Annotated in this window: 10 protein-coding genes; 7 read left to right on the plus strand and 3 right to left on the minus strand. The window is 66.0% G+C overall.

Going from position 1 to position 11,683, the window contains the following annotated elements:
* The first annotated feature begins 155 nt into the window (after window positions 1-155).
* The 4 genes from acnD to QFZ94_RS12090 all read left to right on the plus strand — a co-directional run bounded on the left by acnD (window position 156) and on the right by QFZ94_RS12090 (window position 6,040).
* Complete coding sequence (gene acnD, locus QFZ94_RS12075; protein ID WP_429457089.1) at window positions 156-2,753, plus strand: Fe/S-dependent 2-methylisocitrate dehydratase AcnD; 2,598 nt, start codon at window positions 156-158, stop codon at window positions 2,751-2,753.
* A 109-nt stretch (window positions 2,754-2,862) separates the two neighbouring features.
* Entirely contained in the window at window positions 2,863-4,047 is a 1,185-nt protein-coding gene (prpF, locus tag QFZ94_RS12080; protein ID WP_429457091.1) for a 2-methylaconitate cis-trans isomerase PrpF, read from the plus strand.
* Between the two features lie 9 nt (window positions 4,048-4,056).
* Window positions 4,057-4,665: a class I SAM-dependent methyltransferase gene (locus tag QFZ94_RS12085; RefSeq protein ID WP_429457093.1), complete on the plus strand. Its 609-nt coding sequence runs from the start codon at window positions 4,057-4,059 to the stop codon at window positions 4,663-4,665.
* Between the two features lie 133 nt (window positions 4,666-4,798).
* The gene (locus QFZ94_RS12090; protein ID WP_429457095.1) at window positions 4,799-6,040 is read left to right on the plus strand and encodes an MFS transporter; all 1,242 of its coding nucleotides are present in this window, start codon (window positions 4,799-4,801) and stop codon (window positions 6,038-6,040) included.
* A 13-nt stretch (window positions 6,041-6,053) separates the two neighbouring features.
* Here the strand turns inward: QFZ94_RS12090 and copM are convergent, their stop codons facing one another.
* Window positions 6,054-6,449: a CopM family metallochaperone gene (gene copM, locus QFZ94_RS12095; protein WP_429457097.1), complete on the minus strand. Its 396-nt coding sequence runs from the start codon at window positions 6,447-6,449 to the stop codon at window positions 6,054-6,056.
* Window positions 6,450-6,638: 189 nt separating this feature from the next.
* On the opposite strand from copM, the gene QFZ94_RS12100 reads away from it, so the two are divergent.
* Together QFZ94_RS12100 and QFZ94_RS12105 are read left to right on the plus strand one after the other, a co-directional pair.
* Window positions 6,639-6,953 carry an antibiotic biosynthesis monooxygenase family protein gene (locus tag QFZ94_RS12100; protein WP_429457099.1) on the plus strand — a complete coding sequence of 105 codons (315 nt, stop codon included), beginning with the start codon at window positions 6,639-6,641 and terminating at the stop codon, window positions 6,951-6,953.
* Between the two features lie 73 nt (window positions 6,954-7,026).
* Window positions 7,027-8,034: a zinc-dependent alcohol dehydrogenase family protein gene (locus QFZ94_RS12105; RefSeq protein WP_429457101.1), complete on the plus strand. Its 1,008-nt coding sequence runs from the start codon at window positions 7,027-7,029 to the stop codon at window positions 8,032-8,034.
* A 51-nt stretch (window positions 8,035-8,085) separates the two neighbouring features.
* Here the strand turns inward: QFZ94_RS12105 and QFZ94_RS12110 are convergent, their stop codons facing one another.
* Together QFZ94_RS12110 and QFZ94_RS12115 are read right to left on the minus strand one after the other, a co-directional pair.
* On the minus strand, window positions 8,086-8,709 hold the full coding sequence (locus QFZ94_RS12110; protein WP_429457103.1) for an ABC transporter ATP-binding protein: 624 nt from the start codon (window positions 8,707-8,709) through the stop codon (window positions 8,086-8,088).
* A 105-nt stretch (window positions 8,710-8,814) separates the two neighbouring features.
* The gene (locus QFZ94_RS12115; protein ID WP_429457105.1) at window positions 8,815-9,663 is read right to left on the minus strand and encodes a shikimate dehydrogenase family protein; all 849 of its coding nucleotides are present in this window, start codon (window positions 9,661-9,663) and stop codon (window positions 8,815-8,817) included.
* Between the two features lie 208 nt (window positions 9,664-9,871).
* On the opposite strand from QFZ94_RS12115, the gene QFZ94_RS12120 reads away from it, so the two are divergent.
* A complete protein-coding gene (locus QFZ94_RS12120) occupies window positions 9,872-11,662 on the plus strand; it encodes an FAD-dependent oxidoreductase (protein WP_429457107.1) in 1,791 nt (596 codons plus the stop codon).
* Window positions 11,663-11,683: the final 21 nt, after the last annotated feature.

The following is an 11,683-nucleotide window of genomic DNA, read 5'->3' on the forward strand; positions in this document are numbered from 1 at the left end:
GGCCGCTCCGCTGGAAGCATCGAACAATCGCAAATCAGCAACCCGTCAGCAGCGAGCTAAACTACCTGCACTGCCCGTCCGGCCGCGCGAGCGGCGCGCTCCCGGAGGCCGCCGGCATACCGTCCGGCGGCTGATAACCGTCCTGTCCCTACGCCATGAATACTGCCAACCGCAAACGCCTTCCGGGCACCGAACTCGACTTCTTCGATACGCGTGCCGCGGTCGACGCGATCGAGCCCGGCGCCTACGACAAGCTGCCGTACACGTCGCGTGTGCTCGCCGAAAACCTGGTGCGCCGCTGCGATCCGGTGACGCTGACCGCTTCGCTGAAACAGATCATCGAGCGCAAGCGCGAGCTCGATTTCCCGTGGTTTCCGGCGCGCGTCGTGTGCCACGACATTCTGGGCCAGACCGCGCTCGTCGATCTGGCGGGCTTGCGCGATGCGATCGCCGCGCAAGGCGGTGATCCGTCGCTGGTGAATCCGGTGGTGCCTACGCAGCTGGTCGTCGATCACTCGCTGGCCGTTGAATGCGGCGGTTTCGATCCAGACGCGTTCGCGAAGAATCGCGCGATCGAAGACCGCCGCAACGAAGACCGCTTCGACTTCATCAACTGGACCAAGCGCGCGTTCCGCAACGTCGATGTGATTCCGCCGGGCAACGGCATCCTGCATCAGATCAACCTCGAACGGATGAGCCCGGTCGTGCAGGTGAAGGACGGCGTCGCGTTTCCCGACACGCTGGTCGGCACCGACTCGCACACGCCGATGGTCGATGCGCTCGGCGTGATCGCAATCGGCGTCGGCGGTCTCGAAGCGGAAAGCGTGATGCTCGGCCGCGCGTCGTACATGCGGCTGCCCGATATCGTCGGCGTGGAGCTGAGCGGCAAGCCGGGGGAGGGCATCACCGCGACCGACGTGGTGCTTTCATTGACCGAGTTCTTGCGCAAGCAGAAGGTGGTCGGCGCCTACCTGGAGTTTTATGGCGAAGGCGCGGCGAACCTGACGCTGGGCGATCGCGCGACGATCGCGAACATGGCGCCGGAGTTCGGCGCGACCGCCGCGATGTTCTACATCGACGAGCAGACCATTCGCTATCTGAAGCTGACCGGCCGCGACGACGAACTCGTCAAGCTCGTCGAAACGTATGCGAAACACACTGGCTTGTGGGCCGATACGCTGAAGCACGCCGAGTACGAGCGCGTGCTGAAGTTCGATCTGTCGACCGTGGTGCGCACGCTCGCGGGGCCGTCGAATCCGCATCGCCGCTTGCCGGTGTCGGAGCTGGCCGCGCGCGGCGTCAGCGGCAAGGTCGAGAACGAGCCGGGTCTGATGCCGGACGGCGCGGTGATCATCGCCGCGATCACCAGCTGCACCAACACGAACAATCCGCGCAACATGATCGCGGCGGGCCTCGTCGCACGCAATGCGAACCGGCGCGGTCTCGTGCGCAAGCCGTGGGTCAAGAGCTCGCTCGCGCCGGGCTCGAAGGCGGTCACGCTGTATCTGGAAGAGGCAGGGCTGCTGCCGGAACTCGAACAGCTCGGCTTCGGCGTGGTCGCGTATGCGTGCACGTCGTGCAACGGCATGTCCGGCGCGTTGGATCCGGTGATCCAGAAGGAAGTGATCGAGCGCGATCTGTATGCGACCGCCGTGCTGTCGGGCAACCGCAACTTCGACGGCCGCATCCATCCGTATGCGAAGCAGGCGTTTCTCGCGTCGCCGCCGCTGGTCGTCGCTTATGCGATCGCGGGCACGATCCGCTTCGACATCGAAAAGGACGTGCTCGGCGTCGATGCCGACGGTCATGCGGTCACGCTGAAAGATCTGTGGCCGTCGGACGCGGAGATCGATGCGATCGTCGCGGCGAGCGTGAAGCCGGAGCAATTCCGCAAGGTGTATGAACCGATGTTCGCGCTGTCCGCCGACACCGGCGCGAAGGCCGACCCGCTGTACGACTGGCGCGCGCAAAGCACTTATATTCGCCGTCCGCCGTACTGGGAAGGCGCGCTCGCCGGCGAGCGCACGCTCAAGGGCATGCGCGCGTTAGCGGTGCTCGGCGACAACATCACGACGGACCACCTGTCGCCGTCGAACGCGATTCTGCCCGACAGCGCGGCCGGCGAGTACCTGACGAAGATGGGCCTGCCCGAAGAGGACTTCAACTCGTACGCGACGCACCGCGGCGATCACCTGACCGCGCAGCGCGCGACCTTCGCGAACCCGACGCTGAAGAACGAGATGGTGATCGAGAACGGCCACGTGAAGGCCGGTTCGCTCGCGCGCATCGAGCCCGAGGGCAAGGTCACGCGCATGTGGGAAGCGATCGAAACGTATATGGAGCGCAAGCAGCCGCTGATCGTGATCGCGGGCGCCGACTACGGCCAGGGTTCGTCGCGCGACTGGGCCGCGAAGGGCGTGCGGCTCGCGGGCACCGAAGCGATCGTCGCGGAAGGCTTCGAGCGGATTCACCGCACGAACCTCGTCGGCATGGGCGTGTTGCCGCTCGAATTCAAGCCGGGCGTGGATCGCCTGACGCTCGGCATCGACGGCACCGAGACCTTCGACGTGATCGGCGAGCGCAAGCCGCGCGCCGATCTGACGCTGGTGATTCATCGCCGCAATGGCGAGCGCGTCGAGGTGCCGGTGACGTGCCGGCTCGACACGGCCGAAGAAGTATCGATCTACGAAGCGGGCGGCGTGCTGCAGCGTTTCGCGCAGGACTTTCTCGAGTCGACCCGAGCGGCGGCTTGATGGCTTGAAGCGCGTTTTGCACTGAACGTCATAGCAGAAGAGGGCGATGCGGCTTGATATGCCGCATCGCCCTTCCTCATCAAAGAACATGTCATCTGAGGACACTTTCATGCACTCACCCCAGATCAGGATTCCGGCCACCTACATGCGCGGCGGCACCAGCAAGGGCGTGTTTTTCCGTCTGCAGGATCTGCCCGAGGCCGCGCAACGGCCGGGCGCCGCGCGCGACGCGCTGCTGATGCGCGTGATCGGCAGTCCCGATCCGTACGGCAAGCAGATCGACGGCATGGGCGGCGCGACCTCGAGCACCAGCAAGACCGTGATCATTTCGCGCAGCAGCCGGCCCGATCACGACGTCGACTATCTGTTCGGTCAGGTGTCGATCGACAAGGCGTTCGTCGACTGGAGCGGCAATTGCGGCAACCTTTCGGCTGCGGTGGGACCGTTCGCGATCAGCGCGGGCCTCGTCGATGCGAGCCGCGTGCCGCGTGACGGCGTCGCGATCGTGCGCATCTGGCAGGCCAACATCGGCAAGACGATCATCGCGCACGTGCCGATGACCGATGGCGCGGTGCAGGAAACCGGCGACTTCGAACTCGACGGCGTGACCTTCCCGGCTGCCGAAGTGCCGCTCGAATTCATGGACCCGGCCGCCGACGAAGAAGGCGCGGGCGGCTCGATGTTCCCGACCGGCAACCTCGTCGACGACCTCGAAGTGCCCGGCGTCGGCACGCTGAAGGCGACGATGATCAACGCGGGCATCCCGACGATTTTCGTCGACGCCGAAGCGATCGGCTACAAGGGCACCGAGTTGCAGGACGCGATCAATAGCGACGCGAAAGCGCTCGCGATGTTCGAGACGATTCGCGCGCATGGCGCGCTGCGCATGGGCCTCATCAAGAATCTCGACGAGATCGCAACGCGGCAGCACACGCCGAAGATCGCGTTCGTCGCGAAGCCGGTCGATTACGTGGCGTCGAGCGGCAAGCCGGTGCGCGCGGGCGACGTCGATCTGCTGGTGCGCGCGATGTCGATGGGCAAGCTGCATCACGCGATGATGGGCACGGCGGCGGTCGCGATCGGCACCGCGGCGGCGATCGCGGGCACGCTCGTCAACCAGGCGGCGGGCGGCGGCGAGCGCGAGTCGGTGCGCTTCGGGCATCCGTCGGGCACGTTGCGCGTCGGCGCGCAGGCGAGTCTGAAAGACGGCGAGTGGGTCGTCACGAAGGCGATGATGAGCCGCAGCGCGCGCGTGTTGATGGAGGGTTGGGTTCGGGTGCCGCAGCAGGGCTGAGGCGGCGCGATGTCGGCTGATGTCAGTGGCGCGGAAGGCTACGCGGAGGAGGCCGAAGCGCTGATCGAACGATGGCGCACGCTGTCGTTCGCCGATCGGCATCGGCCGATGCTCGACTGGATACCTCAGGCGCCGTCGCGGATCGTCGATATCGGCGCGGGCATCGGCACGGATGCGGCTGCGCTCGCGGCGATGGGACATACGGTGCTCGCGGTCGAACCGGTCGACGCATTGCGCAACGCGGCGCGCGAGATGCATCCGAGCGAGCGCATCGAATGGCTCGACGACAGCCTTCCCGATCTTGCGCTACTGATAGGCAGGCGCATCGTTTTCGACGTGGTCATGCTCACCGCCGTCTGGATGCATCTCGATGCGCGGCAGCGCGAACGCGCGATGCCCCGCGTTGCGTCGTTGCTGCGCGAAGGCGGCGTATTGATCATCTCGCTGCGGCACGGGCCGGTTCCCGCCGGCCGCCGTATGTTCGACGTCACCGCCGATGAAACGATCCAGTTGGCGAGTGAGCGAGGCCTGACACTCGTGCGCGAGTTGCGCACGTCATCCGTTCAACAGGCCAACCGCGACAGCGGCGTGATGTGGACACGGCTCGTGTTCCGCTAACTCCCCGATCCGGGGGCGCCGCAGCCGCCGCATCGGCCGCTGCGAACCGACGCGTCCTCTACAATGGCCGCTCAAGACCGCCGCCCATAACTACTCCCAGCGGCCGACTCAGGCCCGACGCATAGGAGGCACGATGCAGAACAGGCTGGACGCCGACGCAACGAATTCCGCCGATGCGGCGCGCGACAACGCGCGTGCCAAACGCGCCGTGCTCGTGATCGCGATTGCCCAATTGCTCGGCACCTCGTTGTGGTTCAGCGCGAACGGTGCGATGCGCGATCTGCAGATCGCATGGCAATTGAGCGAGTCCGATATCGGCTGGCTGACGAATGCGGTGCAGGCCGGCTTTATCGTCGGGACCTTGCTGTCGGCGACCACCGGACTCGCTGATCGCCTGTCGGCGAGCAGGGTGTTCGCCGTCTGCGGCCTGCTCGGCGCGACCTTGAATGCGCTATTTGCGCTGTGCAGCAGCGGGCTCGCGTCGGCGCTCGTGTTTCGCTTCGGCGTGGGCGTCGCACTCGCGGGCATCTATCCGCTCGGCATGAAACTGCTCGTGACATGGGACCCGCGCCGCGCCGCGCAGACTCTCGCGTTGCTCGTGGCCATGCTGACGCTCGGCACGGCGTCGGTGCATGCGATCCGTGCGTTGCTGTCGGGTGTGCCGTGGCAAACTGTGGTGCTCACTTCGTCGGGGCTCGCGGTGATCGGCGCGCTGCTGGTGTTCATGCTCGGCGAGGGGCCGCACGCGCGGCGCTCGGGCAACCGGCGCTTCGGTTTGTCGGCGGGCGTCGGACAGGTCGTGCGCATCAGCGAGTTTCGCTCGGCCGCGCTCGGCTATTTCGGTCACATGTGGGAGTTGTACGCGTTCTGGACGCTGACGCCGCTGCTCGTGCAGCGCGCGTTCGCGAGCGGTGCGCCGGCGACGCCGGGTACCGTCGCGTTGTGGTCGTTCCTGATCATCGCGATCGGCGCGCTCGGCTGTCTGTTCGGCGGCAGACTCAGCCAGGCGGTCGGCAGCGCGCGCACCGCCGCGCTTGCGCTGTCGATATCGGGCACGCTGTGCGCGATCTATCCGCTGACCACCGGGCTCGGCACTGCCGCGCAGCTTGCGCTGCTACTCGTGTGGGGCATCAGCGTGATCGCCGATTCGCCTCAGTTTTCGGCGCTGTCCGTGAAGGCCTGTCCCGCCGACAAGATCGGCGGCGCGCTGACGCTGCAAAACAGCTTCGGCTTTTTCCTGTCCGCCTGCTCGATCCTGTGGTCGACCAGCGTGTTTCACGCGCTCGACGTGCGCGTCGCGTGGCTGCTGCTGCCGGGGCCGATCATCGGTCTGATCGCGATGTCGCCGCTGCTGTGCAAGCACCCACGCTGGTGATGCTCGCGGCGCGTTACTTGCCGCCGTGCTTTTCCTGCCAGCGCCGCATGAACTCGATCTCGTCATGCTGCGCCTTGATGATGTCGCGCGCGAGTTTCTTGATCTCGGGGTCCTTGCCATATTTCAACTCCGCCTGCGCCATGTCGATCGCGCCCTGGTGATGCGGAATCATGTGCGCGACGAAATCCCGGTCGGCGTCGCCGGTGTATTCGGGGGCGCTCATGTCATGCATCATGCGTTCGTCGGCGGCCTTGAAGGCTTGCGTCGAAGCGCCCGCGTCAGCATGCGCCGAATCCTGCATATTCATGCCGGGCATGCCCTGATGTTGCGCGTGAGCGGGCAGAGCCGCCGCCGCGAATGCCAAACCGCCGAACAGACAGAGAGCGCGCACCGCGCGAAGGTTTTTCATATTCGATTTCCGTTGTTGAAGAAAGTGGCGAGTGATCCGCGCGATTCTAACGGTCACGTCGGACATCGTGGAGCTTCCCACCGTGGCAAGGTCAAGCGAAGCCAAAGCAATGCACGCCTATAATGAAACGCCACCGGATGACCAATCCAGCATCATTGGCAGCATCACTCACTCAACGAGGCTGACAGTATGTACATCGCGATGAACCGCTTCAAAGTGGCGCCCGGCTCGGAAGACGCCTTCGAACATCTGTGGACCACGCGCGACACCCATCTGAAAGAGGTGCCGGGCTTCGTGGAATTTCATTTGCTGAAGGGACCGCGCAAGGAAGATCACATGCTCTATTCGAGCCATACGATCTGGCGCGACCAGGCATCGTTCGAGGCATGGACCAAGTCCGACGCGTTTCGCGCCGCGCATCGCAGTGCCGGTAACGAAAGCCGCGTGCTGTATCTCGGCCACCCGGAATTCGAAGGCTTCGAGGTCATCCAGACCGTCAGATAGCGCAGCGCTCGCGCGGGCATCGCGCATGCGCGCCCGACACCTATCACACACTACTCATCAAGGAATGAAAAACATGAAAGCCGTCAGAATCGGTTCACCCGCCACCGTCGATAGCCTGCAGGTCGTCGATCTGCCCGATCCCGGTCAGCCCGGGGCCGGCCAGATTCGCGTGCGCATTCGCGCAAGCTCGTTGAACTACCACGACTACGGCGTCGTCAGCGGCAATCTGCCGGCCGAAGCGGGCCGCATTCCGATGGCCGATGGCGCGGGCGTCGTCGAAGCGGTCGGCGCGGGCGTGCGCGAGTTCAAGCCCGGCGATCACGTCGTATCGTGCTTCTTCCCGCACTGGGAAAACGGCTCGCCCGCAATCGGCGATTTTTCGACCACCCCCGGCGACGGCGTCGACGGCTACGCGCGCGAAGTCGTCGTGCTGCCGAGCCACTACTTCACGCACGCGCCGGCCGGCTATAGCCACGCCGAAGCGGCGACGCTGACCACGGCGGGGCTGACCGCGTGGCGCGCGCTGGTCGTCGATGGTCAGTTGAAGGCGGGCAGCAGCGTGCTGGTGCTCGGCACCGGCGGCGTGTCGATCTTCGGCTTGCAGATGGCGAAGGCGATGGGGGCGTCGGTGATCGCGACGTCGTCGTCGAATGCGAAGCTCGCGAAGCTGCGCGAACTCGGTGCCGACCATACGATCAACTATCGCGACAATCCCGAGTGGGGCAAAGAAGTGCGTCACATCACCAACGGGCGCGGCGTCGATCACGTGATCGAAGTGGGCGGTCCCGGCACGCTGCCGCAGTCGATCACCGCATGCCGCATCGGCGGGCATATCGCATTGATCGGCGTGCTGACCGGCCGCTCGGGTCCGGTGCCGACCGCGCATCTGATGGCGCGGCAACAGCGTCTGCAAGGTTTGATCGTCGGCAGCCGGCAGGATCAGATCGACATGGTGCGCGCGCTGGAGACAACCGGCATCAAGCCGGTGATCGACAGCACGTTCGAGCTGGACAAGCTCGCCGACGCGTTCCGGCACGAGGCATCGGGTGCGCACTTCGGCAAGATTTGCGTGGCGATCTGAGGATTGAATGTTCGCGCTCGGCCAAGGCATGGCGCGCGCGACCGTTCCAGTTCATGGGTGCCTCGCGAGGTCCGCGAAACAGACACGCGTCGCCTCGCAGGCCTGCGTGAACCCTTCGTCGTAACTCGTGAAAAACACCGTGCGCGTCGTGCCGAGCGTTCTGAACAGCTCCGCGAGCACCGTGCGCGCGGACGCGTCGAGTCCGCCGGCAGGTTCGTCGGCGATCAGCACGCGGGTGTCGCCGAGCGCGGCCGCCGTCAGAAACACCTTTTTGCGGCTGCCATACGACATCTGCTCGAAGCGTTTGTCCAGATGCGGCGCGAGGCCGAAGCGTTCGGCGAGCGCGAGCACGTCGTCGGTCAGCGCGGTGCGTCGCGCCGACGCGATCTGCCGCAGATAATCGCGGCGGGTCTGATCGGGCCAGCTCATATTGTCTTCCGGCACGTACGTGAGCAACGCTTGCGCGGCATGCGGCGCGGTACGCAGCGAATGGCCGCCGAGCCATACGTCGCCGCTATCGGCTTCGAGCGCGCCAGCGAGGATGGCGAGCAACGTCGATTTGCCGCTGCCGGATTCATCGTTTAGCGCGACGCAGCCGGACGTCGCGTCGAAGTGCAGTCCTTCGAACAGGATTCGGTCGCTATAGCGCTTGCTGAGGTTGTCGAATCGAAGCATGGGTTGGCGCGCAAGGGCGATGTGAACGCGGCGCAGGATTGCGCCGCATTTCGTGCGGGTAATTTCGCGCCAGTGTAGCAGCGCAAGCCTGCTTCTTTTGCGCCGTCACGCTGACGGCGACGTCTCCAGCAGAAACTCCACCATCCGATCGCACACGCGTTCGAACATCTGCGTGCCCGTCACGGTCGGGCAGCCGCGCGCGCGAGCCGCTTCGATCAGCGGCGTGAGCGGCGGCTTCGTTACGACGTCGCCGACGAAAGTCGTGGCCGGCAAGCGCGCGACGTCGATCGGCAACGGATCGCCCGCCCGCATGCCGAGCGGCGACGCGTTGACGACTACGTCGTACCCGGTCAAGTCCAGTTCGGGCGCCGAGCCGCGTGCCGTGCCGCCGCCGAGCGCATTGAGCCGCGCGGTCAGCGAACTGGTGCGTTCGGCGTCGTTGTCGCGCACGTCGAGCGAGCCGACGCCGCTCTGAATCAACGCATGACCGATCGCCGAGCCCGCGCCGCCTGCGCCGACCAGCAGCGCGCGTTTGCCCTGCAACTCGCAGCCCGCGGCGACGAGCGCCGCGACGAAGCCGGTGCCGTCGAACATGCCGCCATGCCAGCCGCCATCGGCGTTGCGGCGCAGTGTGTTGACCGCGCCGAGGAACGCGGCTTCTTCGGCGAGCGTCGCGCAATAGCTGGCTGCGCTGAACTTGTGCGGCACCGTGACGATCACGCCGTCGACGTTGCGCATCGGCGCGATGCCCGCGAAAAACGCGGGCAGATCGGCAGGCGCGACGTGCGCGGGCACCACCAGCGCATCGCGGCCGGCCGAACGCAACGCGGCGGTCACGCCCGACGGCGAGCGCACCTGCGCAATCGGATCGCCGACGATGAAATACACACGCGTCGCGCCGCTCAGACCCGCGTCGAGCGACGCCGCGAACGAAGAGTTTCCAGCCTGCTGCATAGTCGAATCTCCTGAAATGGGTGCCCCGTTCGCATCGTGCCCGATGCCGGACGTCATGTGTTGCCTGTTGTCGAGTGTGTTCAGAAAACTTTGCTTTTTCTCAATACTGGAATAGTATTCCAATAACAAAGCAAATTCTAGCTATTGCGAAAAATCCGGAACCGCTGCTGCGGCCGGATGCAACGCACGAGCACACAAGGAGCAGCAGATGGTGGAGACATTGAGCGATTTGCAGCAGAACGAAGCCTTCGACGTGGTGGTAATCGGCGCGGGCGGGGCGGGCATGTCGGCGGCGCTGTTCGCGGCGATCGACGGCGCGCGCGTGCTGCTGGTCGAAAGCACCGAATACGTGGGCGGCACGACCGCGTACTCGGCCGGCACCACATGGATACCGAACTCGCCGCACGGCCCGTCGATCAATCCCGACGACAGCAGCGCCAACGCCGAGGGCTTTTTACGCCGCGCGGTCGGCGAGCGCAGCAGCGAAGCGTTGCGTCGGGCGTTCCTACAGGCGGGACCGCGTGCGGTCGCGCATATCGAGGCGAATTCGGACGTCAAGTATCGGGCGCGGCCATTTCACCCGGACTATCTGTCGGAGCTCGAAGGCTCGACGCTGCGCGGCCGCGCGCTCGAACCGCTCGCGTTCGACGGCCGCAAGCTCGGCCGTCACTTCGCGCTGATCCGTCCGCCGATCCCCGAGTTCACGGTGCTCGGCGGCATGATGGTCGATCGCGACGACGTCGGGCATCTGCTGAACATGACGAAGTCGTTCCGGTCGCTGCGCCACGCTGTGAGACTGCTTGCACGGCATGCGCGCGACCGCATCAGCTGGCCGCGCGGCACGCGTCTGGTGATGGGCAATGCACTGATCGGCCGGCTGCTTTCATCGCTGCTCGCGCGCGACGTCACGGTGCTCGTGAGCACGACGCTCGAAGCGTTGCGCACGAACGCGCGTGGCGCGATCGACGGCATCACGCTGAGCCAGAACGGGCAGCGTCGGCAAATCTCGGTCACGGGTGGCGTGATTCTCGCGAGTGGCGGTTTCAACCGGCATCCGCAAAGGCGCCGCGCGATGCTGCCGGGTGCGGAGTTGACGTGGTGTCCGGGCGCGCCGGGCCATACCGGCAGCGCGCAGGATCTCGCGCTCGCGGCGGGCGCGCGTTACGGCGAGGGCGCGCTCAGCAACGCGTTCTGGGCGCCGGTGTCGATACGCCAGCGCGCGGACGGCACGACCGCGGTGTTCCCGCACTTCATCATGGATCGCGGCAAGCCCGGCATGATCGTCGTCAATCAGCAGGGACGGCGCTTTCTGAACGAAAACACGTCGTATCACCTGTTCGGCATCGCGATGCAGGAAGCGCATCGCAACACCCCATCGGTGCCCGCCTATCTCGTCACCGATGCGGAAGGCCTGCGCAAATACGGGCTCGGCATGGTGCGGCCGGGCGGCAAGGGTCTCGCGCCGTTTCTCGCGGACGGGTATCTGACGCGAGCCGCGACGCTCGACGAACTCGCCGCCAAGCTCGGCATCGACGCGGCGGGTCTCGCCGACAGCGTGGCGCGGATCAACGACTACGCGAAAACCGGCGTCGACCCGGAATTCCAGCGCGGCACGACCGACTATCAGCGCGCCAACGGCGACGCCAACTGGCCCGGCCCGAATCCGTGCCTCGGCCCGATCGTGCGTGCGCCGTTTTACGCGGTGCGCCTGTACCCCGGCGATATCGGCGCTGCGACCGGCCTCGTCAGCGACGACAAGGCCCGCGTGCTGAATCGCGACGACCAGCCGATCGGCGGCCTGTATGCGTGCGGCAACGACATGCAATCGGTGATGGGCGGTGTCTACCCGGCGCCCGGCATCACACTTGGACCGGGGCTCGCGTTCGCGTATCTGGCGGCGCGCGACGCGGCGGCGCGCGCCAAAGCCGCGCGGAGCGATCCGGCGTCGTTCGTTGCGCGCGGCACCGCTGAGGCCGCCGCCAACGAAAAGATCGTCTGACGAACCAGGGGCACGCCTGGT

Source organism: Paraburkholderia sp. JPY465 (genome assembly GCF_050436725.1).
GTDB classification, from domain to species: domain Bacteria; phylum Pseudomonadota; class Gammaproteobacteria; order Burkholderiales; family Burkholderiaceae; genus Paraburkholderia; species Paraburkholderia youngii.

Bases quoted from the DNA above. Each gene is read 5' to 3' on its own strand.
- acnD (WP_429457089.1), top strand. From the start codon at position 156: ATGAATACTGCCAACCGCAAACGCCTTCCGGGCACCGAACTCGACTTC.
- prpF (WP_429457091.1), top strand. From the start codon at position 2,863: ATGCACTCACCCCAGATCAGGATTCCGGCCACCTACATGCGCGGCGGC.
- QFZ94_RS12085 (WP_429457093.1), top strand. From the start codon at position 4,057: ATGTCGGCTGATGTCAGTGGCGCGGAAGGCTACGCGGAGGAGGCCGAA.
- QFZ94_RS12090 (WP_429457095.1), top strand. From the start codon at position 4,799: ATGCAGAACAGGCTGGACGCCGACGCAACGAATTCCGCCGATGCGGCG.
- copM (WP_429457097.1), bottom strand. From the start codon at position 6,449: ATGAAAAACCTTCGCGCGGTGCGCGCTCTCTGTCTGTTCGGCGGTTTG.
- QFZ94_RS12100 (WP_429457099.1), top strand. From the start codon at position 6,639: ATGTACATCGCGATGAACCGCTTCAAAGTGGCGCCCGGCTCGGAAGAC.
- QFZ94_RS12105 (WP_429457101.1), top strand. From the start codon at position 7,027: ATGAAAGCCGTCAGAATCGGTTCACCCGCCACCGTCGATAGCCTGCAG.
- QFZ94_RS12110 (WP_429457103.1), bottom strand. From the start codon at position 8,709: ATGCTTCGATTCGACAACCTCAGCAAGCGCTATAGCGACCGAATCCTG.
- QFZ94_RS12115 (WP_429457105.1), bottom strand. From the start codon at position 9,663: ATGCAGCAGGCTGGAAACTCTTCGTTCGCGGCGTCGCTCGACGCGGGT.
- QFZ94_RS12120 (WP_429457107.1), top strand. From the start codon at position 9,872: ATGGTGGAGACATTGAGCGATTTGCAGCAGAACGAAGCCTTCGACGTG.